Below are 23968 nucleotides of genomic sequence, written 5' to 3'. Positions count from 1 at the left end.
CCGCGCCCCTGAACCGGCTATCGGTGTCTTAGTCGAAGTAGGGCTCGATCCATGGGCCGAGCAGCCGTAGGCAGTCGCCCCGCAAACGGGTAGCGAATTCGTCGATCGCGGCGTCGACCTCAGCGGCAGAGCGGGCGCACCGGTGAAGACGGCGGAATGAGGCGCACCGGCGAAGGCGTCGGGATCGCCGTCGTCTACTACGTGCCAGCCGTCAGTTGAACGGAGCAGTCGCAGCCGCCAGTGGCCTTCCAGCGACAGGCTCGTGAACGTGAAATCACCGCGGTCATCCGATGGCAGCGCCTTCCAAGCACACAATGCTGACGCGAGTTCCACCACCGGGAAGGCACCTGCCCGGAGAACCTCCCGGCCGCCGTCCAGCACCGTGAGATCGGCTTCCACGTTGACGAACACTTCCGTTCGCGAACGGCCGTCCAGGTCCGGGGCGGCCAATCCGGAAAACGACAGCTTCACGTTCTTCACCTCGTTATGCATCGGAAGGCCGCACAGGGCGTTCACGACATTGCCGATGCGTGACTCCAGCGCGGAGATCGGGCTGGGTGGGGTTTCGGAGGACGCCGTATTCCCGACGTCCGCGCCAGCACCGGTGGTGGACGCGGGAAACCAGCCCAGCCGAAATTGCGGGACTACGGCCGAAACGAGCATCAGACGGCCGAGGTCCGCGCGCGATTTGCCGCATCCATGAAGCTTCAATGGCGACTGTGAGCGTATCCGGCACGATGCCTGCGCTGGGTGCGGTCGCGCCGTGCCAACGGATATCGCCTTCTGGAGCTGTGGCTCGCTGATGTGGTGCGACCGAGGTCGCGCGCGAGGCGCGGACTCTGCTGGGCGAGCGCTTCAGTTCGGTGGCCTTCATGTATGTGTTGATGCGGGCGTTCGAAGTGGAGTACACGGCGTCGCGGCGGCACGAGTTTCACGGCGGACTCAGTCGTCGGCGGACGCCCCGGGCCCGGTCACGGCGTACCGGGCGGCGATGGTGCGGACGGCCTCGTCGACTACCTGCGCGACGCGTTCGGCGCTCACTTCCCAGCCTGGCACCAGGAGCGTCGGCCAGAAGACGTAGTTCGAGATCATGCCCAGGAACTGGGTGGCCGCGAGGTCCGCGTCCTCGATCCGCACCGTGCCCGCCTCGTGTTCGGCCAGGAGGTAGCTGCGCACGGACTCGAAGTAGGGCATCTTTCCCTGCGAGAACTGCGCATGGGCCAGTTCGGGGAACCGCGGCAGTTCGGCGATGACGATCCTGAACAGGTCGGTCATCTGGGCGCGGCCGAGCAGTTCGGCGTAACGGCGGCCGATGATGCCGAGCCCGTCGACGACGTTGCCCGGCGGCGGGGGATCCACCTCGTCAGCGGTCGACCAGGACTCGGTCACGATGGCGTCGAACAGCGCGGCTTTGCTCGGGAACTGCTTGAACAAAGTGGCCCGCGAAACGCCCGAGCGCTCCGCGATCCGCGCCAGCGATGTCCGGTCGTAGCCCAACTCGAGAAACAGGGCGGTCGCGGCCGTCACGATCAGCGCGCGCTTCTCCTGGGCGACGCGCTGGTGATACGTCGGCACGACCTTGCTCATGAGCCGAGCATACGAGGTGAGTGGCTTGACTCGCCACTGCCGCCGACCTAGCCTCGGAGAGGTGAGTCAACCGGCTCACCATCGGCTGTCGCTCATCGAAGCCGGCCATTCCCCTCGTACCGAAGGAACATCTGATGCCCCGCTTCGAAAATCAGACCGTGCTCGTTACCGGCGGGACCGGCGGCCAGGGCTCGAACCACGTGCGCGCCTTTCACGCGGAGGGAGCGAACGTGGTGATCGGCGGCCTCAATGCGGAACGCGGTGCCGCGCTCGTCGACGAGCTCGGGACGCGCGCACGCTTCGTCCGTCTTGACGTTGCAGACGAGAGCTCGTGGTCCGCCGCTGTGCTGGCCGCGGAGAACGCTTTCGGGGCGCTGAACGTCCTCGTCAACAACGCGGGTGTGCAGAATCCGCCTGCGACAATCGAAAACACGGACCAGGCCACGTGGTCGCGCATCCTCGACATCAACCTCACCGGGACCTTCCTCGGCATCAAGGCCGCAGCCCCCGCTCTGCGCCGCGCGGCTGGGGGAGCCATCGTCAACATCGCCTCGGTGATGGGCCTGGGCGGCACAGCGCACTACGCGCCGTACGTCGCCAGCAAGTGGGCCGTGCGAGGTCTCACCCAGACGGCCGCGCTCGAGCTTGGCCGCGACGGCATCCGCGTGAACACCATCCATCCCGGCGTGATCTCGACTCCGTTCATCCACGAACCGGCAGTCGGTGCCGCGGTGGCGATCGCCGATTTCTACTCGCCTGAGCCGTTCGCTGTCCCACGGCTCGGGGAGCCTGCTGACGTCAGCCGTCTTCTGCTGTTCCTCGCGTCGTCGGACGCGTCGTTCGTCACGGGGTCGGAGTACGTCATCGACGGCGGGCTCCTCCTTGGTCCCGCCCTGCAGGCCGAGGCGGCGTGAGCATTCCGGACAAGACCGGGTCGGGCGACTCCTGGCTTGCCCGCTGACCGTTTCGTGCCTCAACGGCCGTAGTCGTTCCGTCGGGTGGTGCCGGGTGCACCGTCTGGCTCGAATCGGGGTGCAGGGTGTCGTACCCAAGGGCGAACGCGATGGCGACAGTGAGTCCTCACGTTCGACCGACAAGGACACTCAGATGCCCACTCAACGACGAGTGCGTGGTGCTGCCGCCGCAGGCGTGGTCGCGGTCGCCACCGTTTTGATCGGAAGCAATGCCCGCAGGCGTGACGAGTCGTTCGGTCTGCAGGCGCGGCCTCGCAAGGCCCGGGTCGTGCGCAAGATCCCCACGGCGCTGCCGCAGGTGAAGAGCCGGTGGTCGGTCTTTCTCGCCTACGGGTTGCTCGCCGCCGCGAGCCAGGCGCTTTTCGTGAATTACGCGCCGGTGACCGCGGATGCCGCGCGGCATTTCGGGGTTTCCGTCGGGGAGATCGGGTGGCTGTCCCAGGTTTTCCCGTTGATCTACGTCGTTCTCGCCATCCCGGCCGGGATCGCGCTCGACCGGTTTCTCCGGCCGGCGCTGATCGCGGGTGCGGTCCTCACTGCGTGCGGGGCCTTCCTACGCCTGGTCAACGACGACTTCACCTGGGCCTTCGCCGGACAGGTCGTCGCCGCGGTGGGCCAGCCGCTCATCCTCAACGCCATTCCGGGGCTCGCGGTCGGTTACCTGGCGGCGAAGGATCGCGCGACCGGAATCGCCGCCGCGTCGTCGGCCACCTTCGGCGGCATGGTCCTGGGGTATCTGCTTGGCGCGTTCCTGCCCGGCGAGAACAACATCCGCACCCTCACGCTCATCACCGCGCTGATCGCATTGGACGCCGGGCTGTGCGTCATCGGAGCGCTGCGCTTGCCACCGGCGCAGGCAAACCCGAGCGGCGGCCTGCGGGCCTTCCGCGCGGCGTTCGGGAATCGGTACGTCCGCCGGTTGTGCGCGGTGGTCGCCATTCCGATGGGCACGTTCATCGCTCTCGCGACGTTCGCGCAACCGTTGCTGGCTCCGGCGGGAATTCCGGAGTCCACCGCGGGGCTCATTCTCGCGTTCACCATGATCGCCGGTGTGCTCGGCTGTGCGGTCGTGCCGGTGTGGGCGGATCGGCGGGGCCGCGAGGTCGGGCTCATGGGCGCGGGGATCGCGTTCACCGCCGTGGCGTGCCTGCACCTGGCGTTGGTGCCGAGTGTCCCGATGGCCTACCTCGCGTTGCTGGGAACCGGTTTCGTGCTGCTGCCCGCACTGCCGATCGTGCTTTCGCTGAGCGAGCGGCACGCCCTCGACGCGGAGAGCACCGCGGCCGGACTCATCTGGATGGCGGGCAATCTGGGCGGAGTGCTGCTGGCGACGGTCGTCGGCTTCCTCGTCGCCAGCCCGGCCATCGCGTTCGCGGCGCTGGCCGGGGCGACCCTGCTCGCGCTTCCGGCACTGCACTGGTTCCGGAAGCTGGAGCAGTAACAAGCTCAGTCGGAACCGTCGGCCATGACTTCCGGCGCGATGTCCAGCACCAGCAGCGCGGCCGCGACATGCGTGGGGTTGTTCTCGACCTTGACGACCGAAAGTTCGTTGGCGCGCGAGACTCGCCGCTCCACGGTGTTGCGGTGTGCGTAGAGGTTGGCGGCCGCCCGAGTGGTGTTGAAGCCGCACTGCACATAGGTGAGGAGTGCCTGCCGCAGCGCCGGGTCGGCTTCGGCCAGCGGACCGAGAGTGTTGACGACGAACCGGCGTGCGCTGTCGCGATCCTTCGTGAGCGCGTCGATCAATTCGACATCCGCGTAAGCCGTGAACCGGCGGTCGGAGCCGAGCCGGACGATCAGCGCCTGCGCCGAGAGCGCGTCTTGGTGGCTGGACCGGAACCCGTCGAGCCCGCGTCCCGGCCGTCCCGCTGAGACGCGAACCTCGTTGACCGACAAGATCTTCTCCGCCGGATGCAGGTCCGGGACGTCCGCTCCGGACAGCCAGATCCAGCGCGAGCTGGTGCTGGCACGGGCGACCAGCGTGCTCCGGCTCGCGTCGGAGGAGCGCAGGGCCGCGGTCGCTTCCTCCAGGCAGTCCTGCCGGCCGGGATCGTCGACCCACAGCACGAGACCCACGTGCCACCGCCCCATCCGGTAGCGCAACCGCCGCTCGGCCAGATCCTCCGACACCGGCGTGCCGCTGGCGATCATCTGGATCAGGGCGATCGCCTCGGCGTCCGCGTTGCCCATCGCGGCGGCAAGGCTGGTCTCGTGCAGGGTCGCGACCGAGTCGAGCGCGTACTGCATCAGCGACTTCGCCGACACGTCCAGGACGTCGACGAGCAGGTCCCGGTCCGCGCAGTGCGCCGAGCATTCCTCCAGCCAGCGGCGCCAGCCGAGCCCCAGCGCCGCGCGCCAGCCCTCGGCGAAGTCGGGTGCGATGCCGCGGGCGACGAGATCGCCGATGTACGCGGTGATCCTCGGCCCGACGTAGGGCTCCACCCGTTGTCCCGGACGCTGGATGTTCGAGGTCAGCCACTGCACGAGGTCCGAGCGGTTGAGCTCGTGGTCCTCTTCGCCCAGCGACGCGTCCGTGAGCGCCATCGGGTTGTACTGCACCCGGCGGGTGGACGCGGAGACGGCGTCGGCCAGCGCTTCGGCGTCCGCCAGGAGCCGCTGGCACACGGCCCGGATCGCTTCGGCGGCCTCGGCGGTGGGCGGGGGCCACAGCTCTTCCATCCCCGAAGTGTGCCTCGGCTCCGGCGAATCGGCACGGCACGCGCCGGGGGAGTGCATCGTGCACCGGCTCCCGGCGAAGCCGGTGCCCGCTGTCGTTGTGACCGGCGTCGCGTCTCGCGACAGTGGAGCGCACATCAGCAGCCGGCTCAGCGAGGAGAGGCAGACATGACAGATGAGGTGTCGGACGCGATCGAGGAGTTCGACGTCGTCGTCATCGGTGCGGGAATCTCCGGGATCGGCGCGGCCGCGTATTTCAGCCGGGAGCTTCCCGGCAAATCGCTCGTCGTGCTGGAGGGCCGCGACAACATCGGCGGCACCTGGGATCTTTTCCGCTACCCGGGCATCCGGTCGGACTCGGACCTGCACACGTTCGGCTACGAGTTCAAGCCGTGGCGCCACGAGGCCGCGATCGCCGACGCTCCGCTGATCCGGGAGTACCTCCAGGAAACGGTGGCGGAGAACGACCTGGCGCGGCTGATCAGGCTGCGCCACCGGGTCGTCCGGGCGGAATGGTCCACAGTGGATTCGCGGTGGACGCTGCGCGTCGAGGCGGCGGACCCGGTCACCGGGTCGGTCACGACGAAGACGATCCGGGCGGGCTGGGTCTTCGCCGCGACCGGTTATTACCGCTACGACAAGGGATTCACCCCGGAATTCCCCGGCCGCGAAGACTTCGAGGGGACGATCGTCCACCCGCAGCACTGGCCGGAGAACCTCGACTACAGCGGCAAGAAGGTCGTCGTCATCGGCAGCGGCGCGACCGCGGTGACGCTCGTGCCCGCGATGGCGGGAACTGCCCAGCACGTCACGATGCTGCAGCGCACGCCCACTTACATCATGTCGCTGGCCCGCGTCGACCGGCTCGCGTTGACTCTCACGAAGCTGCTGGGAGAAAAGCGCGGGTACGCCGCGACCAGGTTCAAGAACATCTGGATCGAACACGGGATCGTCAAGGGCCTGCGCGCGTTCCCGAAGATCGGGCGCGCGCTGATCCGGCGGGAGAACCTCAAGCGGCTGCCCAAGGGGTTCGACGTCGACAAGCACTTCAACCCGCCGTACGACCCGTGGGACCAGCGGCTGTGCCTGGCCCCGGACGGCGACTTCTTCGACGCGATCTCGGCGGGCACCGCCTCGGTCGTCACCGACTCCATCACCAGGTTCAGCAAGCGCGGCATCGTCCTGAAATCGGGCGAGGAGCTCGAAGCCGACATCATCGTCACCGCGACCGGGTTGAACATGCGGCTCTTCGGCGGGATGCCGATCGTGGTCGACGGGCGCGAAATCGACATCGCGGACTCGGTCTCCTACCGCGGGATGCTGCTGAGCGGGATTCCCAACTGGGCGATGGCGCTCGGCTACACGACCTCGTCCTGGACCCTCAAGGTGAGCCTCATGTGCCGCTACTTCATCGACCTGGTCCGGCACATGGACGCACACGGCCACGACCGGGTGGTCCCGGTCGCGGTGCCGGGGATGCCGCGCAAGCCGGTGATGGACCTGAAGGCCGGCTACGCCAAACGGGCCGAGAAGCGGCTGCCCAAACAGGGACCCGCCGCCCCGTGGCGGATGGCGATGTCGTTCCCCGAGGACGCCAAGGCGCTGCGCGGCCCGGTCGCCGACGAAAACCTCGAGTTCGGCAGCGCCCGCGTGGTCGCGCTGCCCGGAGAGAGGCGGTCAGCCCATGTCTGAGGAAGCCATCGACCAGTACGCGGCCCTGCCGTCCGGCACGACGATCTGCTTCCGCGACCACGGCGACCGGGCCGATCCCGCGATCCTGCTGATCGCCGGCCTTGGCGAGGACCTCACCTTCTGGCCCGGCTCGTTCGTCAGTTCGCTGGTGGACCGGGGCTTCCGCGTCGTCACGCTGGACAACCGCGACGTCGGCCAGTCCACGTTCGCGGCCACCCCGCCGCCCGCGCTGTGGCGGCAGCTGCTCGCCCGCCCCCGCGCGGACGCCTACTCGCTGGCGGACATGGCCGCTGACGCTGTCGGCGTCCTCGACCACCTCGGGATCGGGCAGGTGCACCTCGCCGGCCGGTCCATGGGCGGGATGATCGCGCAGACGGTCGCCGCGGCCGAACCCGCGCGAGTCCTGTCCCTGACCTCGATCTTCTCGACCACGGGTGCGAAGAAGATCGGTCAGCCGGCTTGGTCGACGATGCGGCTGCTCGCGGCCCCGCCGGCGCGGACCCGGACCGCGGCGGTGCGCGCCCACCTGCGGATCACCAGTCACATCGCCGGAACGGGATACCCCATCGACGACGCGGCCGAGGCAGCCGTCGCGGCGGGCGGCTGGGACCGTGCCGCGGGCGACCTGGCCGCGGGCTCGGCCCGGCAGATCCAGGCGATCCAGGCCTCCGGGGACCGGACCGCCCAGCTGAGCCGGATCACCGCTCCCACTCTGGTGATCAACGGCGACCGGGACCTGCTGGTCGCCCCCAGCGGCGGCGCGGCGACCGTGCGGGCGATCCGCTCCGCGCAGCACGTGGTCATTCCCGGCATGGGGCACCACATCCCCGAGGCGCTGGTCGAGCCCATCACGCAGTACATCGCGGAACACGCCAAGCGGGTGACCGAAGGAGGGAACCACGCCCGGATCTCCTGAGGGCGACATCTGCCCGTACGCCGGGTCGCTAATCGCGGACGGTTCGCGGCACGAGGATTTTTGACGGGATTTGGGCGGAGAAGCCGAAATTCCCTCCCTTCGCGACGGCCGGCCCGCGGCTGCTGGCCTCACCCGCACTACATCTCGCTGCACGCATCTGCGTGGGCAAAGGAGGAAATCATGTCGAGTTCCCGGAATACGCGCACCAAGGCCGTTTCGGTCGATGTCGTGGTCGTCGGCGCCGGATTCGCCGGGCTGAGCGCCGCCGACCGGCTCGTGAGCATGGGCAAGTCCGTCCTCGTCCTGGAAGGGCGCGACCGCGTCGGCGGCAGGTCGTTCTCCGGCGAGGTGGCCGGGGTGCGGGTCGATCTCGGCGCGACCTGGGTTTCCCGCAGGCACACGGCGATCCGCGACCTCGCGAGCCGGGCGGGCTGCACCCTGACCGCCCAGTTCGCCGAAGGCCGCAACGTGCTGTGGATGGCCGGGCGGCGCCGTACCTATCAGGGCACGATTCCCAAGGTCTCGCCCGCGGTGCTGGTCGACATGGCGCGCGTGCAGCTGGCGCTGAACAAGCTGGTCGCGAGCATCGACGTCGAAGCGGCCTGGAATTCTCCCCAGGCAAGCGAGTTCGACGCGATCTCGTTCGGCGAATGGCTCGACCGGAAGCATGCGACGCCGGCCACCCGCGCCATGATGACCATCGTCAGCAAGGTGCAGTGGGGGTGCAGCCCGGGAGACGTTTCGCTGCTGCACGCCTTGCGCTACATCCGCGCGGTGGGCGGGGTCGACCACATGCTCGACGTGGAGGGCGGCCAGCAACAGGAACGGTACGTCGAAACCACCCAGGAGATCGCCAAGCGCGTCGCGGAGCAACTGGGTGACCGCGTTGTCCTCGGGACGCCGGTTCGCCGGATTGCGCAAGACGAAAACGGCGTCACAGTGAGCACCGATTCGGAAGAAATCACGGCGAAGTACGCGATTGTCACCGTCGCGACTCCGCAGCGCGCCGAGATTGAATTCAGCCCCGCCCTGCCCGAGCAGGCGGCTGGGCTCGCGAAAAACTGGCGCATGGGCATCCTGAGCAAGGCATTCGTCGCGTACGAAAAGCCGTTCTGGCGGGCCAACGGACTTTCCGGCGAAGGATTGACCGATACCGGGACCGTGTTCATCACCTTCGACGTTTCGCCCGAAGCCGGCGGACCGGGCATTCTGATGACGTTCTGCGACCCTCGGGTGTTCGACGGGTTCAGCCCCGAACGGCGCCGCAGCATGGTCCTCGAACAGCTCGTCCAGCTGTACGGCACGCAAGCGGGCGCGCCGATCGACTATCTGGACCACTGCTGGGGAGAGGAACCGTTCGCGCCGGGAGGCCCGAACCCGACTGTCGGTCCTTACGCGACCACGACTTACGGTCCCGCTCTCACCGAACCGCACGGGCGAGTCCACTGGGCGGGCACCGAAACCGCGGGCGAGTGGGCCGGCTGCATGAACGGCGCAGTCCTGACCGGGCAGCGCGCCGCCGAGCGCATCGCGGCCGCGGTGGCGCGCGAATCCCAGGAGGTGCTGGCGCGATGAAGGACATTCTTTTCCTGCTCGCCGATGTGTGGATGATTTTCGTCGGCTACTTCTTCGGCTGGAAATTAATCCGCCGCTACGGCAATTACCTGCTCGGTCTCGAATTGATGGTCGTCGCGACTTCGGGCACCAACTTTCTCGTCTGGTCGCTGCTCGGCGCCAACCCGGGCAGCATCCTCTACGACATCGCGTATTTCTTCGACGCGTTCTCGCGGTCGCTCGGCGTCACGCTCATCCTCGTGATGGGTCTGATGAAGGTGACCCGGAACTACAAGCCGAGCCCTGCTGTCGACGTCGGCGTGTTCGCGCTCGCCACCGCGGCCGGGCTGTTCCTCCGGCAGTTCCACGGCGAAGACCCCCGCGTCGACCACGGTGCGTTCGCTGTCGCCGCGTTCTACGTCGCAGTCAACCTCGCCACGGCGGTCTTCCTGGCGTACTTCGTCAAACGGCTTTGGAACGCCGGCGCGAAATGGCCGGCGATCTGGACCGGGCTGGTGACCGCCGCCGCAACGACCATCGCGTTCACCTACGACTTCTTTCCCTTCCCGTTCGACGACGCGAACCGCACGTTCTTCTACACCGCGGCACTGGCGACGTGGGGTACTCAGGGATTCGTCTACTACTTCGCTTACCGCGCGCTGCATAACTACAACGCGGCCTCAGGCGTGAAGACGGTGCAGGAAGCGGGTGCGCCGTCATGAGCAAGCAGTTGTACGCCGTGGTCAACCCGGCTACCGGTGAGCTGGTGCAGGAGTATCCGGCCGCGACTGACGCGGCTGTGGACCAGGCCCTCGACACGGCCGCGAACGCGTACCGGCAGTGGTCGCAAGAGACGACCCTGGCTGAGCGCGCCGAGGTGCTGAACGCTGTCGCTGCGTTGCACAACGAGCGCAGTGGCGAACTTGCCCGCATCGCACAACGGGAAATGGGCAAGCCGCTGGAAGAAGGCGCCGCTGAGGTCGAGTTCAGCGCGTCGATCTACGCGTACTACGCCGCGAACGCGCACAAGTTCCTCGCCGACGAGCCGGTCGAGTTGCTCGAGGGGGAGGGCACGGCGTTCGTCCGCCGCCAGCCGATCGGCACGTTGCTCGGCATCATGCCCTGGAACTACCCGTACTACCAGGTCGCCCGGTTCGCCGCGCCGAATCTCGTGCTGGGCAACACCATCGTGCTCAAGCCCGCGCCGCAATGTCCGGAATCTTCCGCGGCTCTGCAGCGGATCTTCACCGACGCGGGCTGTCCCGAGGGCTGCTACGTCAACGTCTACGCGACCAACGACCAGGCCGCCGACGCCATCGCCGACCCCAGGGTGCGCGGCGTGTCCTTCACCGGTTCCGAACGGGCTGGCGCGGAAATCGCCGAAAAAGCGGGCCGCAGCCTCAAAAAGGTAGTGCTCGAACTGGGCGGCTCGGATCCGTTCCTCGTGCTGTCTTCCGCCGACCTGGACGCGACGGCGCAGGCCGCTGTGGACACTCGATTCGAGAACGCCGGGCAAGCCTGCAACGCGGGCAAACGGGTCATCGTCGCCGCCGAACTCTACGACGAATTCCTAGGCATATTCACGAAAAAGGTGCTCGCCGCAGCCGACGGACTGGCTCCGCTGTCCTCGGTGGCGGCCGCCGAGCGTCTCGAAGCACAGGTGCAGCGGGCTGTCGACGACGGCGCGACCCTAGTTTGCGAAGGGCGGCGCGAGGGCGCGTTCTTCCCGCCAGGCGTGCTGACCGGGGTGTCGCCGAATTCGCCGTCGGCCGCCGAGGAATTGTTCGGCCCGGTCGCGACCGTCTATCGCGCGGAATCCGAAACCGAGGCCGTCGAACTGGCCAACAGCACCCCGTACGGACTGGGCTCGTACGTGTTCACCACGGATCCGGAGCAGGCGATGCGGGTCGCCGACCGGATCGAGGCGGGCATGGTTTTCGTCAACGGCGTCGGCCTCGAAGGCGCGGAACTGCCGTTCGGCGGGGTCAAACGGTCCGGATTCGGCCGGGAACTCGGCCGGGCGGGGATCGACGAGTTCGCCAACAAGAAGCTCATCCGCACGGCTCGGGCGTGAACCCGGAGGGAATCTCTGATGACTGTTGAATTCGACGCCGCCGTCTTCACCTCGCCGGACGCGCCGCTGACCGTCGAGCGTGTTTCGCTTCCCAGCACGCCGCCGCCGGGCGAGGTGCTGGTGCGGCTCAAAGCGAGCGGGGTGTGCCACAGCGACTTCCACGTCCTCGTCGGCGAATGGGAGACGCCTGCGCCGATGATTCTCGGCCACGAAGGCGCCGGAATCGTCGAGAGCGTCGGCGAAGGAGTCACGACCCTGGCGAAGGGCGACCACGTCGTCCTGTCCTGGACGCCTTCGTGCCGGCGATGCCGCTACTGCGTCAGCGGCCGGCCCGTCCTCTGCGACATGGTCAGCCAGCACTCGGCCAACCACCTGTCGTTCGACGGCCGGACCCGCGTCACGTCGACGGACGAACGGGACGTCTACAGCTTCGCGGGCCTCGGAACGTTCGGCCAGTACACGCTCGTGCCCGAATCGGCCGCGATCGCGATCCGGAACGACGCGCCGTTCGAGCAGGCCGCCCTGGTCGGATGCGCCGTGACGACCGGCGTCGGGGCGGCGGTCAACACCGCGCAGATCCGGCCGAGCGACACCGTCCTGGTGCTGGGTTGCGGCGGGGTTGGCTTGAACGCGATCCAGGGTGCTCGCCTGGTCGGTGCGCGGAAGATCATCGCCGCGGACCTTTCCGACGAGAAGCTCGAGCAGGCCCGCGTTTTCGGGGCGACCGACCTGGTCAACAGCGGGCGGGAGAACCTCGCGGACCGGGTGCGCCAGCTCACCGACGGACGCGGGGTGGAGGTCGCCATCGAGGCGATCGGGTTGCCGCGCACCATCGAGGCGGTTTACGAGGTGCTCGCGCGAGGCGGAAAAGCCGTGGTGGCCGGGCAGGTGGCGGACGGCGTGCGGATCTCGATCGACCCGTTTGTCATGTCCGATCAGGAGCTTTCGCTCGTCGGCTCCAACTACGGCTCGAGCAAGCCGGACGTCGATTTCCCGCTGCTGGTCGACCACTACATGAACCACCGCCTCGACCTCGACTCGCTGGTGACGCGCGTGATCGACCTGGCGGAGGTCAACGAGGCGTTCGACGAAATGAAGCGCGGCATCGGCATCCGCTCGGTGATCAAGTACTGAAGCCCTGCTGAAGAAAGGCACGGATTCGCCGCATGGCTCTGGAATCTTCGCGGATCGCCTACGAACGGACCCGGCGCAGCGTCGGCGGCGGGGTCGGGTCAGGCCTGCGCGCCGCGATGCGTCCTCATCCGCTCTTCGTGCGGGAGGCCCGAGGCGCGCATGTCTGGGACCTGGACGGAGATCGTTATGTCGACTACGTGATGGCCTGGGGCCCACTGGTACTCGGACACGGCGACCCGCGCGTGCTGGACGCCGTGTCCGAGGCCGCGAAGAAGATGCAGGTAGTCGGCACGGGTCACGCCCTCGAGTACCTCGCCGCGGAGGCGGTCCTCGAAGCCGTGCCCCACGGCGAGCGGCTGTTGTGGAGCAACACCGGAACCGAAGCGGTGCAAGTAGCCCTGCGCCTGGCCCGAGCCGCGACGGGCCGGCGTCGCATCCTGAAATTCGCGAAGAGCTACCACGGTTGGCACGACACCGTTTACGCCGGGATGTCCGACGGCGACCGTTCTGCGGAGCCAGCAAGCAAAGGGCAGTCGCCGAGCGTTCTGGACGATCTGGTGGTCGCGCGTTTCAACGACGTCGCGCTGGCTTCGCGGCTTCTGAACGAGTCTGTCGAACGCGACATCGCCGCGGTGCTCGTCGATCCGGTGATGAGCAATGCCGGGGTCGAGGCACCTTCGCCGGAGTTCCTGTCCACGCTGCGAACTTTGTGCGATCGGCATGGCGTTGTCCTCATCTTCGACGAGGTGATCGCTGGATTCCGCATTGCGCGCGGTGGCGCGGCGGAGAAGTACGGGGTGCTTCCGGACTTGTCCGTCTACGGAAAGGCGATGGCCGGTGGGTTCACGCAGAGCGCCGTCGTCGGCCGGGCAGAGTTGGTCGATCAGGTGACGGATGGCGTCACTCATGCCGGGACTTTCAACGCCAACCCGATCGCGCTCGCGGCCGTCGAGGCGACGATGCGGGTCCTGGCTGATCCGGCTGTCTACGAGACGCTGGAGAAGACCTCGGGCGAGTTCGAATCCCTGGTCGGCGGGGTTCTCGGTTCGGTTCCTGGCAGCGGGAGCTTCAACCGGGTCGGGTCGCTGCTGCAGTACGTACCCGCGGGTGGGGCGACGGGTCTGCACGGCACGGGTGGGCTGTGGACGGTGCTGCTGGAGGGGATGGTGCGGGAGGGGGTGCTGTTGATGCCGTCGGGGAAGGTTTTTCTCAGCACGGCGCATGCAGGGTCGGATATTGAAGCGACGGGGGAGGCGCTGGAGAGGGTGCTGCGCCGGTTGTGATCTCGGAGCGGCTTCTGGCGGAGCCGCTGTTCCGATGCTCGCTCGCGAAGCTTCGCGAAGACGGCTGTGTGCAGCTGTGTGCAGATGTGTTACATTTCGCTATGATCATCGGGCTGTGGTGGGAGGAAGCTGGTGGTGAGTACATCCGCACACGATCGGCTCGATATCCCGGTGCCAGTGACATCGAGCCGGCCTGGACGTTGGAGGCGGCAGCCGATCCTTATCGGATCACCCGCGATCCAGACCCGAAGAGTCATTGGGGGGACATTCGCGTGATCGGCTACTCGTCCGCAGCGGGATTCGTGATCACGGTGATCATCGATCACGTGGATCACTCGGGTGTCAACGCCTGGAAGACCAGCGGCGCTGACCTGCGTGCGTACCGAGCGGCACTGGGAGGAGAGGACGATGCATCATGACTGAGCCCATGAGCCGTGAACAGGTGCTGGCCGGGATTCGGGGAGAGATCGCCGAGCAGGAAGCCGCGGCGCGGCAGGAAGCCGATCCCGTCAAGCGCGAGCGCATGCTGCGGCACGCACGGTCCCGGCACGACTACGTCGAGGAAGAAGCGGACGCGGTCGCTGATGACATCGCCGAGAACGAGCAGTCCGCGCTGTCTCTGCGAGTGCCCGCGGCGCTCGCGGCCGAACTGAAGGCTCGCGCCGCGGCCGAGCACATTCCCACCTCTGCCTTGGTGCGGCGGATCCTCACCCAAGCAGTGCAGCGATCGGACGCTCCGGTGCTCACCGTCGAACAAGTCGAGCAGATCGCCCGACGGGTGTATCGCGAATCCGTCTGAGTTCGGCGGATCTGAACGAAACCTCGGCGGGCAAGCCGCAGACGGCCCGGCTCGGGTGAGTGAGCGGGTCGACGCGGTGGCAGCGGGTCAGTCCGCGTGCCAGCCAGGGTTCCGACCCATCAAGTTCAACAACCCCTCCTGCCGAGACACCGGCCCGCTGACCACCCCCGGCGCGGCGAAGAACCGATGCGTCGTCTCAGCCGCGACGGGGGATTCCGCCAACCCGGCGTAAATCTCCCCAAGCCCGTCGCTGATCCAAGCGACCAGGTCAGCATCAAGCCGGTCATCCACCCCAAGCGCTCGGGCGAGATCCCAAGCGTGAATGGCGGAATCCGTAGCACGCACGGCCAGCGCCTGGCACCCAGTTACCTTCCCCAACGGGTAGTCGAGCACCTGATCCAGCGCGCCCGGACGGCCGAAGGCATCGGCAACCAGCCGCACTGACGCGGCATAAGCAGCGAGCGGGTCGTCTCCGAGGGCGTCGGCGTCGCGCATGCGCAGGAAGTCCTCCCGGCTGCTCCCGGCCAGCAGATCGACGTAGTTGAGATTCCCCCGCACCATGTGGTTGACCAGCTGGCGCACGTTCCATTCCGCACAGGGCGTCGGCGCAGTCCACTGGCCGGGGCGGACGGACGGCAAGCGCTGGCCGAATTCGGTGCTGGCGGCGAGGAATCGGTCGAGAACGTCGATCATGCCCGCCAGTCTGTCGCCGCGAGGGCGTCGTGCGCTGGCGCAAATCCGACGTCGCACTAGCGCTCGATGAACTCGGTCAACGCGGCCACGACGGCATCGGGCTGTTCGTCCGGGATGAAGTGTCCGGAATCCGGGATGACGACGCCGGTCGTGTTGTCCGCCCACGGGCTGAGGGAAGCGGCCATGTCGGGGATCGAGCCGTGGGAGGCGGAGATGCCCAGGACCGGGACGGTCAGACGCCGTTGTTCCAGGGTGGCGCGGTTCTTCCGCGCTGACTCGGCGGCATCGCGGTAGTAGGCGAGCGAAGCCCGGAGACCGCCCTCGGCGGCGATGGCGGCGGCGTAATGGTCGGTTTCGGCGCTGTCGAAGGTGTCCGGGGAAAGGGTTTTGGCTTTCAGGAACCAGTCGACGTACTCGCGTTCGCGACCGGTGAGCAGGGTCTCGGGAAGGTCGGGCACCAGGTGGAACGCGAAGTGCCAGGTCTTCCAAGCCCGCTCGGGATCCGTCGGGATGGACTCGGGGAGGGTGACTCCGGGGATGCCGGCGTCCAGCAGCGCGACCCCGTGCAGGTGCGCTTCGTGCTGAAGGGCCAGCGAGAAAGCGACCCAGGCGCCGACGTCGTGGGCGGCGAGCCAGTACTTCGGCACGTCGAGCGCCGTCACCGCGGCCTGGACCTGCGAGGCGACGGTGTGGGTGTCGTAGCTGTCGTGCGGACGGTCGGAATGTCCTTGCCCGGGCAGGTCGATCGCGACGACGCGGAATCGCTCGGCGAGGCCCAGCATCGCTTTGCGCCAGGCCCACCAGGTTTGCGGAAATCCGGCGAGCAGGACGAGGGCGGGGCCGGTCGGCTGACCGCCTTCCACGGCATGCAGCTGGATGCCGTCCGCGTCGACCCAGCGGTGCGTGAAGCCGGGCAGGTCGGGCAGCGGCAGTGCGGAAATCGGGTTCGCGGCGGCAGTCATGACTCCAGCGTAGCGCATCTTGAACCGATCAGTTCAAGATGCGCTACGCTGGGCAGATGGCCGGGAAGAAGCAGTTCGATGTGGACGTCGCGCTCGACGCGGCGATGGTCCAGTTCTGGCGAGCCGGATACGCCGACACGTCGCTCGACGACCTCTCAAAGGCGACCGGGCTGAACCGCAGTTCCATCTACTCCTCGCTCGGCGACAAGGACGCGCTGTACCTGCGCTGCCTGGACCGGTACGCGACGCGCTACGGGGACAGGTACGACCAAGCTCTGGCGAAGGCGGCTGAGGAACCGCTGGGGGCGGTCCGGGAGTTCTTCGATGTCACGCTGAACCGCATCGCTGACCCCGAAGTGCCGGACGGATGTCTCGTCGCCCAGACGGCGATGGCGATCCCGGTGCTGAGCCCGGGCATCGCGGCGCGCGCGACCGAAGTCCTGGGCCGTCAGCACGCGCGGCTGCGGACCGCCTTGCGTGCCGGGAAGGTGCCCGACGCGGATGACTTCGCCGTGCACCTCGCGGCGGTCAACCAGTCGTTGGCGGTGATGAGCCGGGCTGGGGCGAACCAGAAGCAGCTTCGCGCGATCGTCGACATCAGCTTGGGTGCGCTGTCGCGGGCTCGGAGCTAGCCGTCTTTGGTGATCTCGCACAGCGAAGCGCGCAGTGGCGAGCTGCCGCTGGTCGGGTCGCTCGGGCCTTGGCTCAGCACGAGATTGAGGTTCGCGCTGTCGTCGCCGAACGGCGGGTAGCCGGGCTGGCCGAGTCCGTCGGCGGGCTGCCACCAGCCGTGCTGTCCGCACACGACGTCAGGGCGCAGGTTGCCGTTGAACTTCGCCTTCGCGCGGATTCTCCCCAACGGCGTCTCCAACCGAACCCAATCCCCGGCGGAGATTCCCCGGTCCGCGGCGGTTTCGGGATGGAGTTCGACGACGGGATCGGGTGCGGATTTGCGCAGGCTGGTGATTTCCCGGTGCTGGGTTTCGCAGAAGAACAGCGACTTCGCGCAGGTGAGGATCAACGGGTAGCGCGTCGCCAGATCCGGCCGGGACCGCGGGCTGATCGACGGTTCGGCGAAGGTCGGCAGCGGCGGATATCCATGTACCCGCAACGGTTCTGAGTACAACTCGACCAACCCGGACGGCGTCTGGAAGCCGCTCCGTTCGTACTTGCGGTAGACCGTCCGCAACGGCAGGCGGATTCCTTCCGGGGCGGCGCGCAGCTGGTCGAGCGTGAGACCGCTGGGCGCGAGCTGGTGTCGCCAGGCCGCCTCGATGTCGCCGTGGAAGAACTGATGGCCCACTCCGAGCGCGACGGCGAGATCGAAGATGATCCGCAGATCCGGCCGAGCCTCGCCACGCGCGGCGACCAGGGGCTGTCGCAATTGGACAGTCGACTGCGCGGCCTGGCTGGTCTCGAAACCGACCCGCAGCGCTTCGGTCTCCCACGCACTCGTCGCGGGCAGCACGAGGTCTGCTTGCTCCGCGGTTGGGTTGAGGAACAAATCCGTGTGGACAAAGAAATCCAGCGCACGGAGAGCGTCCCGGCCTCGCGCGCTGTCACCGTGGGCCATGACCAGGTTGCCGCCGAAGTTGACCAGCGCACGGGCCCGGTAGGGCACGCCGTCCAGCGCCGCGCGGTAGAGGTCCTCGCCGGTGACGAACTCGAACCGGGCGGGTCCGAGCGGACGCTCCCGCACCCCGATGGTCTTGGCGCGCTGCTCGGGCGCCAGCAGCTCCCGGCCGTCGACCGGGTTGGTCGGCACGGGCGTGAACAGCACGTTACCGCCGGGCGCGTCGATGCATCCGGTGAGCGCGTAGAGCTGGCCGATGGCGCGCACGGTCTGGGTCGCGTTGCTGTGCTGCTCCAGCCCGCTCCAGGTGTAGAACGCGACCGGACGGTGTTCCCAGAGCAGCCGGGCCGTGGCGACGATCTGCTCCGCGGGCACGCCGGTGATCTCCTCCGCGACCTCGGGCGGGTACTTCGCGCACTCCTCGGCGATCAGGTCCCAGACCCGGCGCGACGGGCTGACCCGTTTCGCCGCGTTGGTCCACCGTTCGACGAATTCCTTGTCGTACCAATCATTCTCGATCATCACGTGGGTGAGCGACAACGCCAGCGCCGCGTCCGTTCCGGGGCGGACGCGCAGCCATTCGTCGGCCTTGCTCGCCAGCCCGGCGCGCCGGGGATCGACGACGACGAGCTTGGCCCCTCGCCGCAGCGCGGCGGTGGTCGCGGTGGCGTGCGCGAGCCGCGAGACCGACGGGTTGTAGCCCCAGTAGAGGATGCACTGCGCGTTCTCGAGATCGGGCAGGTAAGCGCCGGGGACCGGCTCGCCCCAGGTGTACAGCGTGGCGAGGCGGCGCCCCCAGCCGCAGAGTTCCATGTAGCTGACGAAGTTGGGACTCCCGAAGGCGCGCCGGAGCCGGGTCAGCCATTCGACGGTGTCCGACATCGCCGACGTCGAGGGCGAGGAACTGCCGAACACCACCGCTTCCGGACCCGATTCCTCCGCGATCGCGTTCAGCCGGGACGCGATCGTCGTCAGTGCTTCCTCCCAGCTGACGCGCTCCCATCCGGGGTCGGCCGCACCTTTCGGAGCGGTGCGGCGAAGGGGATGCAACAGCCGGTCCGGATGCGCGACGATCTCCGGCGCGGCCTTGCCTTTGACACAGATCGCGGCACCGGTCGGATGGCCGGGCAGCGGGCGGAGCGCGAGCAGCCGCCCGTCCTCGACCGTCGCGGTGGCCCCGCACCTCGACACGCACAGCGGGCAGAACGTCGGCACCTCGGTCGCCATCGCGCACCTCCGGACTCTGCCTGGAAGTCGGCCCTGCCCCGTCCGGCGTAACAGCGGGAGTTTCAGCGGCGACTTTCCGGGGTGAGCAACGCCGCGCCGGTGCGGTTGTCCGAGCTGGTCGCCACCCTGTCGCTGGTGGCCGATCTCGGCATGGGCCGCCCGATGGAGCGCGTGCTGCGGCAGACCGTGATCGCGCTGCGGCTGGCCGACGCGGCGGGCGCCGACGACAGCGTGCGCGCGGCGGCGTACTACACGTCGTTGCTGACCTGGGTGGGCTGCGCCGCCGACACCAGCGAGCTGGCCGAGCTGTTCGGCGACGAGACCGAGCTGTACGCCGACAGCCACGACGGCGACCTCGCCGGGGTCGCGATGGCGATGTTCGTCCTGCGGCACCTCGGCCGCGGCGGTCCGCGACTCCGCCGCGCCGCGCTCGTCGGCCGGTTCCTCGCGACGGCGGGCCGGTCGGTGCAGCAGGTCTTGCAGGCGCACTGCCAAAGCGCGAGCGAACTGGCCGGACGGCTCGACCTCGGCGAGGACGTCTGCCGTCCGCTGCTGCAGTCCTTCGAACGCTGGGACGGCCGCGGCGTCCCCGGCGACGCCGGCGGCGCGGACCTCGACCCGGCGATCCGGCTGGTGCAGCTCGCCGACAACGTCGAGGCTTTCCACGACAGCGCGGGCGTCGACGGCGCGGTTACTGTCGCCAGGGAACGCCGCGGCACCCAGTTCGATCCGGAGCTGGTCGACTGCTTCCTGAACCACCGCGGCGACATCCTGGCCGAACTGGACCGGATCCAGGCCTGGGACGAGGTCATCGCCCTCGACCCGAGGCTCGGCGCGCAGCTGACCGAGGACGAACTCGACCGCGCATTGCAGGCGTTCGCCGACTTCGCCGACCTCAAATCCCCGCCGCGGCTGGGGCATTCCTGCGGAGTCGCTTCACTCGCCGCGGACGGCGCGACCCGGCTCGGTCTCCCGGTGCCGGACGTCCGGCTGGTCCGGCGCGCGGGTTGGGTGCACGACATCGGGATGATCGGCGTCCCGAGCGCGATCTGGAACGCGACCCGGCCGTGGTCGCTCGCGCAGGCCGAACGCGCCCGCACGCATCCGTACCTGACCGAACGGATGCTCGCCGGAATGCCCGGCCTCGCCGCGGTCGCCCGCTGCGCGGCGCACCACCACGAACGCCTCGACGGTTCCGGTTACCCGCACGGGCTTTCCGGCGACGCCCTGCCGATGCCGTCCCGGGTTCTCGCCGCCGCCGACGTCTACCACGCACTCGGCGAACCACGTCCGCACCGCGCGCCGCTGGTTCCCGACGCGGCCGCGCAGGTGCTGACCGCCGAAGCCCGCGCCGGACGTCTCGATCCCGATGCGGTGAGCGCGGTTCTGGCAGCGGCGGGTCAGCGGGTCCGTCGAACGCCGGACGGGTTGACCGCGCGGGAGACCGAGGTCCTGCTGCACCTGGCTCGCGGACTCTCGAATCCGGAGATCGCCGCCGCGCTCACGGTGTCCCGCAAGACGGTTTCGACGCATCTGGAGCACATTTACGCGAAACTCGGGGTGACGACTCGGACGCAGGCCGCGCTGGTCGCGATGCGCCGCGGGCTGACCGGGTGAAAGATCGGGCAGTTGCCCGATCCCCGGCGGTGCGGCGCGCCGTAAACCTGAGGCATGACTACACAACTCCAGGCCTCCCGCATCTCCCGAGCGGGCGCCTTCATCGAAGCATTGAGCAGACAGGACTTCGCGCGGATTTCGTCCGCAATGGACAGTGCGGTGCGGCTGACCGCCCTGCTGCCGCCGGGATTGCGCGAATTCCACGGACCGGCCGAGATCACCGCCGCGTTCACCCAGTGGTTCGGCGAGGTCGACGACTTCGAACTCGCCGAGGGCGAGGTGGACCGGGTCGGCCCGCGACTGCACCTGCGCTGGCGGGCACGAGTGCGAGCGGAACGGCTCGGCGAGGGGTGGTTCGCGGTGGAACAGCAGGCATACGTGGACGACGACGCGGACGGGCAGTTCACGCGGATGGTGTTGCTGTGTTCCGGTTATTGCCCGGAGAGCGGGGCGCGCTGAGCGTGTTCTCGTGAGTGTTTACGCCGGTTCTCACCGGCATGAACACTCACGACCCCGCGCCCCTCACTCGGCAAGAACCGAAGTCTCCCAAGCGAACCCGTCCGGGTCCGTGATCCGTCCCGCGTCCCCGCCGATGGTCAGGAGATGCGCGCCGGAGCCCTCTTCCGGCACACCGGCGTCCTTCGCCAACGCCTTCCGGCCGTAAAGCGCCAGTTTGATCGGGCTCGTCTCGAATTCCACGTACTTGCGTCCGTAGCTCTTGCCGACCGCGAGCCCGTGCTGGACGTAGAACTGCTTGGTCGCCGCCACATCCGACGCGCCCAGCAGCAAAACCATCTGGTCGTATTCCCGGACTCCCGCGCCGGAGTCCTTCTTCGTGGAGGTTGCGACCTTCCAGATCGCGCCGTCGGGAGCCTGCACCACTCCGCCGAAACCCCACAGCGATTTGGCCGCCGGCTTCAGCGAGGTGGCACCCGCGGCGAGGGCAGCGTCCAGGTAAGCGACGGCGTTCGCGGGCTGGGAAACGGTGAGCGACAAGGTGAATCCGCGGAAACCGGTGCTCGGCGCGGAGGCATGCCGGAAGCGGAGACGGTCGCCCAGGTCGAACGCGGCGGTGTAGAAGCGCTCGGCGGCGGCGACATCGGGAACGTCCAGGGTGACGAATTCGAAGGAGGTCATGCGGTAAACGCTAAATCCGGCGCCACCCCGGATGCTTCTTGATTCCTGATCGCTTACCGAGCCCGAGTCCCGGCCAGCCACGCTTCGCGCCGGCGCGGTGACGCTCGGGACAGCCAAGCGTCCTCGACGACCTCGGCCAGTTCCTGCCGCGTCAGCGAGCCCAGATGCGCGGCGCGGATCAGCACCGACAGGTGGCCGTCGAAGTGCGGAGTGGTGAAAAACGGGCTGTCCGGGTCCTGGACCAGGGCCTGCTTGTCCGATTCGGACGGCACCCAGATCACGATCACATCCGGATACCGTTCGCCGGTCTCCGGATCGAAAGCGTCCGGCCGCGGCGTCCGGAAGAACACGAACGACTTGCCGCCGACCTGGTAGACGGGGTTTTCCTTCGAGCCGCGCACCACCGTGACGTGGGGCATCCCCAGCGCCAGCTCGTGCACGTCCTCGACCCGCGCTCGCATGACCCCCCACGATACGTCAGGTATGAACAGGGCATGGTCACGCTGGATCGGCTCGTCAACGTCCTCGGTGGGTACGGCGCGCGGTTGTGCTGCTGTCCCGTCGCGCGCGAAGCGGCGTTGCGGGACGTGGTGATGGACGACCCCGCCGACCCGCGCGAGTTGCGCGGCGACGTCTACCTCGCGGTCGGCGTCGATTCGGTGGCGGAAGCCGTCGAACGGGCCGCTCAAGCACGGGCGTCGGTGGTGCTGGTGCGGGGAGTGACGCCGCCGGGACCCGAGGTGGACAGCCAGGTCGCGGTGCTGCTCGTGGACCCGGAAGTGTCGTGGGGACAGCTCGCGGGCGTGGTCTACGGCCTGGTGCTCGAAGGCCGCGAGACGGAATCCGGCCGCGGGCCGACCGACTTGTTCGCGCTGGCCGACAGCCTCGCCGACGCACTCGGCAGCGCGGTCACCATCGAGGACCAGCTGTCGCGCGTGCTCGCGTACTCCAGCCGTCAGCAGGGCGCGGACCGCGTGCGGCTGGAGACGATCCTTGGGAGGCGAGTCCCGGACCAGGTGCGCGAGCTGTTCGAGCGCCGCGGCGTGTTCGCGCATCTCGCCGTTTCGGACGAGCCGTTGTTCGTCGAGGCCGATCCCGGGCACGGGCTCACCGGGCGCATGGTCGTCGCGGTCCGGGCCGGGCGCGAGACGCTCGGGTCGATCTGGGTGGAGTGCGAGGAGCCGCTGTCCGACGTCCGGCGCACCGTCCTGCACGACAGTTCCCGCACGGTCGGGCTGCACCTGCTGCGGTCGCGAGCGAGCGCCGACCTCGAACGGCAGGTCGAATCGGACCTGGTGATCCGCCTGCTGGAAGGCACTCCGGACGCGGCGGCCGTGCTGAGCAGGCTCGGTTTGCCGCCCGGCCGGTTCCGCGTGGTCGCGCTCCAGGCGCACATCGCCGACGAACGGCACGCCGCGCTGCTGCTCGCGTTCGAGCGCGCGACCACCGGGTTCGGCTGGTCGCGGCCAGGCCGGAGCACGCTGTTCAGCAACACCGTCTACACCGTTCTGCCCGGTGAGGACGTCGAAACCGCCCGCGCGTGGATCGGCGGGATCCGCGACGCACTGCCCGCGCAGGTCACGGTCGCGGCCGGGATCGGCGCGCCCGCGTCCACCGCGGACCTGCCCGCGAGCAGGCGGGAATCCGACGAGTGCCTCGCGCTGCACGACGTCCGCCCGAAGCCGGGCGCGACCGTCGCGTACGACGAGTCCTGGGACGACATCCTGATCCTCCGCCTGCGCGCCGCGGCGGCAGCGGGACGAGCCCCGGCGCGCGGTCCGATCGCCGATCTGGCCAGGCACGACGCGGCCAACTCGACCAGCTACGTCGCGACCCTGCGCGCGTGGCTCGAGACCCAGGGCGATCTCACCGAGGCCGCCGAACGGCTCGGCGTGCACCCCAACACCATCCGCTACCGGCTGCGGAAGATGGCCGACGTGACGCCGCTGCGGCTCGATCTGCCCGCGAAACGGCTGGCGATGATCATCGAACTGGCCGTCGCCGATCCGCAGGATTGACCGATCCGGACAAACGGACCTGATCCGTTTGGCCGAACTCGACAAAGCCCGT

Annotated in this window: 22 protein-coding genes; 15 read left to right on the top strand and 7 right to left on the bottom strand. The window is 68.5% G+C overall.

The features are described 5' to 3' along the window. Positions 1–942: 942 nt before the first annotated feature. Entirely contained in the window at positions 943–1587 is a 645-nt protein-coding gene (locus PUT80_RS30845) for a TetR/AcrR family transcriptional regulator (protein WP_275294299.1), read from the bottom strand. A gap of 134 nt (positions 1588–1721) precedes the next feature. Between PUT80_RS30845 and PUT80_RS30840 the strand changes: the two genes are divergently transcribed. Together PUT80_RS30840 and PUT80_RS30835 are read left to right on the top strand one after the other, a co-directional pair. Then, positions 1722–2501 carry an SDR family oxidoreductase gene (locus PUT80_RS30840; protein WP_275294298.1) on the top strand — a complete coding sequence of 260 codons (780 nt, stop codon included), beginning with the start codon at positions 1722–1724 and terminating at the stop codon, positions 2499–2501. A gap of 193 nt (positions 2502–2694) precedes the next feature. Continuing rightward, positions 2695–4002 carry an MFS transporter gene (locus tag PUT80_RS30835; RefSeq protein ID WP_275294297.1) on the top strand — a complete coding sequence of 436 codons (1308 nt, stop codon included), beginning with the start codon at positions 2695–2697 and terminating at the stop codon, positions 4000–4002. 5 nt (positions 4003–4007) lie between these two features. Here PUT80_RS30835 and PUT80_RS30830 read toward each other — a convergent pair whose 3' ends face one another. Then, a complete protein-coding gene (locus PUT80_RS30830; RefSeq protein WP_275294296.1) occupies positions 4008–5240 on the bottom strand; it encodes a helix-turn-helix domain-containing protein in 1233 nt (410 codons plus the stop codon). Between the two features lie 165 nt (positions 5241–5405). On the opposite strand from PUT80_RS30830, the gene PUT80_RS30825 reads away from it, so the two are divergent. The 9 genes from PUT80_RS30825 (at position 5406) to PUT80_RS30785 (ending at position 14689) form a co-directional block, all read left to right on the top strand. Then, on the top strand, positions 5406–6929 hold the full coding sequence (locus PUT80_RS30825) for an NAD(P)/FAD-dependent oxidoreductase (protein ID WP_275294295.1): 1524 nt from the start codon (positions 5406–5408) through the stop codon (positions 6927–6929). After that, on the top strand, positions 6922–7845 hold the full coding sequence (locus tag PUT80_RS30820) for an alpha/beta hydrolase (protein ID WP_037810350.1): 924 nt from the start codon (positions 6922–6924) through the stop codon (positions 7843–7845). Before PUT80_RS30825 ends, PUT80_RS30820 begins: the two co-directional genes overlap by 8 nt. A 180-nt stretch (positions 7846–8025) precedes the next feature. Continuing rightward, complete coding sequence (locus PUT80_RS30815) at positions 8026–9420, top strand: flavin monoamine oxidase family protein (RefSeq protein ID WP_275294294.1); 1395 nt, start codon at positions 8026–8028, stop codon at positions 9418–9420. Further along, a complete protein-coding gene (locus PUT80_RS30810; protein ID WP_275294293.1) occupies positions 9417–10121 on the top strand; it encodes a transporter in 705 nt (234 codons plus the stop codon). Before PUT80_RS30815 ends, PUT80_RS30810 begins: the two co-directional genes overlap by 4 nt. Then, entirely contained in the window at positions 10118–11473 is a 1356-nt protein-coding gene (locus PUT80_RS30805) for an NAD-dependent succinate-semialdehyde dehydrogenase (protein WP_275294292.1), read from the top strand. The genes PUT80_RS30810 and PUT80_RS30805 overlap by 4 nt, the downstream gene beginning before the upstream one ends. Before the next feature lie 18 nt (positions 11474–11491). Next, the gene (locus tag PUT80_RS30800; RefSeq protein WP_134733213.1) at positions 11492–12607 is read left to right on the top strand and encodes a Zn-dependent alcohol dehydrogenase; all 1116 of its coding nucleotides are present in this window, start codon (positions 11492–11494) and stop codon (positions 12605–12607) included. Positions 12608–12639: 32 nt separating this feature from the next. Next, on the top strand, positions 12640–13890 hold the full coding sequence (locus PUT80_RS30795; protein ID WP_275294291.1) for an aminotransferase class III-fold pyridoxal phosphate-dependent enzyme: 1251 nt from the start codon (positions 12640–12642) through the stop codon (positions 13888–13890). 101 nt (positions 13891–13991) lie between these two features. Then, the gene (locus tag PUT80_RS30790) at positions 13992–14309 is read left to right on the top strand and encodes a hypothetical protein (RefSeq protein WP_275294290.1); all 318 of its coding nucleotides are present in this window, start codon (positions 13992–13994) and stop codon (positions 14307–14309) included. Next, the gene (locus tag PUT80_RS30785; protein ID WP_275294289.1) at positions 14306–14689 is read left to right on the top strand and encodes a ribbon-helix-helix protein, CopG family; all 384 of its coding nucleotides are present in this window, start codon (positions 14306–14308) and stop codon (positions 14687–14689) included. The genes PUT80_RS30790 and PUT80_RS30785 overlap by 4 nt, the downstream gene beginning before the upstream one ends. Positions 14690–14776: 87 nt before the next feature. On the opposite strand, the gene PUT80_RS30780 is transcribed toward PUT80_RS30785, so the two are convergent. Then, positions 14777–15382, bottom strand: a complete 606-nt coding sequence (locus PUT80_RS30780; protein WP_275294288.1) for a TIGR03086 family metal-binding protein — start codon at positions 15380–15382, stop codon at positions 14777–14779. Positions 15383–15438: 56 nt separating this feature from the next. Further along, positions 15439–16344, bottom strand: a complete 906-nt coding sequence (locus PUT80_RS30775; RefSeq protein WP_275294287.1) for an alpha/beta hydrolase — start codon at positions 16342–16344, stop codon at positions 15439–15441. A gap of 56 nt (positions 16345–16400) precedes the next feature. Here PUT80_RS30775 and PUT80_RS30770 point away from each other — a divergent pair, with 56 nt between their 5' ends. Further along, on the top strand, positions 16401–16976 hold the full coding sequence (locus tag PUT80_RS30770; RefSeq protein ID WP_275294286.1) for a TetR/AcrR family transcriptional regulator: 576 nt from the start codon (positions 16401–16403) through the stop codon (positions 16974–16976). Here the strand turns inward: PUT80_RS30770 and PUT80_RS30765 are convergent. Beyond that, positions 16973–19144 carry a molybdopterin-dependent oxidoreductase gene (locus tag PUT80_RS30765; protein ID WP_275294285.1) on the bottom strand — a complete coding sequence of 724 codons (2172 nt, stop codon included), beginning with the start codon at positions 19142–19144 and terminating at the stop codon, positions 16973–16975. The two genes, PUT80_RS30770 and PUT80_RS30765, sit on opposite strands and share 4 nt — an antisense overlap. A gap of 81 nt (positions 19145–19225) precedes the next feature. Between PUT80_RS30765 and PUT80_RS30760 the strand changes: the two genes are divergently transcribed. Both PUT80_RS30760 and PUT80_RS30755 read left to right on the top strand, forming a co-directional pair. Further along, positions 19226–20761 carry an HD domain-containing phosphohydrolase gene (locus tag PUT80_RS30760; RefSeq protein ID WP_275294284.1) on the top strand — a complete coding sequence of 512 codons (1536 nt, stop codon included), beginning with the start codon at positions 19226–19228 and terminating at the stop codon, positions 20759–20761. A gap of 54 nt (positions 20762–20815) precedes the next feature. Then, a complete protein-coding gene (locus PUT80_RS30755) occupies positions 20816–21220 on the top strand; it encodes a hypothetical protein (RefSeq protein ID WP_275294283.1) in 405 nt (134 codons plus the stop codon). Between the two features lie 63 nt (positions 21221–21283). On the opposite strand, the gene PUT80_RS30750 is transcribed toward PUT80_RS30755, so the two are convergent. Together PUT80_RS30750 and PUT80_RS30745 are read right to left on the bottom strand one after the other, a co-directional pair. After that, positions 21284–21898 (bottom strand): glyoxalase, encoded by a 615-nt coding sequence (locus PUT80_RS30750; RefSeq protein ID WP_275294282.1) that lies wholly within the window; start codon positions 21896–21898, stop codon positions 21284–21286. A gap of 53 nt (positions 21899–21951) precedes the next feature. After that, entirely contained in the window at positions 21952–22359 is a 408-nt protein-coding gene (locus PUT80_RS30745) for an MmcQ/YjbR family DNA-binding protein (protein WP_275294281.1), read from the bottom strand. Positions 22360–22392: 33 nt separating this feature from the next. Between PUT80_RS30745 and PUT80_RS30740 the strand changes: the two genes are divergently transcribed. Continuing rightward, positions 22393–23916 carry a helix-turn-helix domain-containing protein gene (locus PUT80_RS30740; RefSeq protein WP_275294280.1) on the top strand — a complete coding sequence of 508 codons (1524 nt, stop codon included), beginning with the start codon at positions 22393–22395 and terminating at the stop codon, positions 23914–23916. Positions 23917–23968 lie beyond the last annotated feature (52 nt).

The sequence above is a fragment of the Amycolatopsis sp. La24 genome, from assembly GCF_029087445.1.
Classification (GTDB): Bacteria; Actinomycetota; Actinomycetes; order Mycobacteriales; family Pseudonocardiaceae; genus Amycolatopsis; species Amycolatopsis nivea.
Note: the sequence above shows the minus strand (reverse complement) of the source record. Positions and strands in the feature narration are given on the sequence as shown.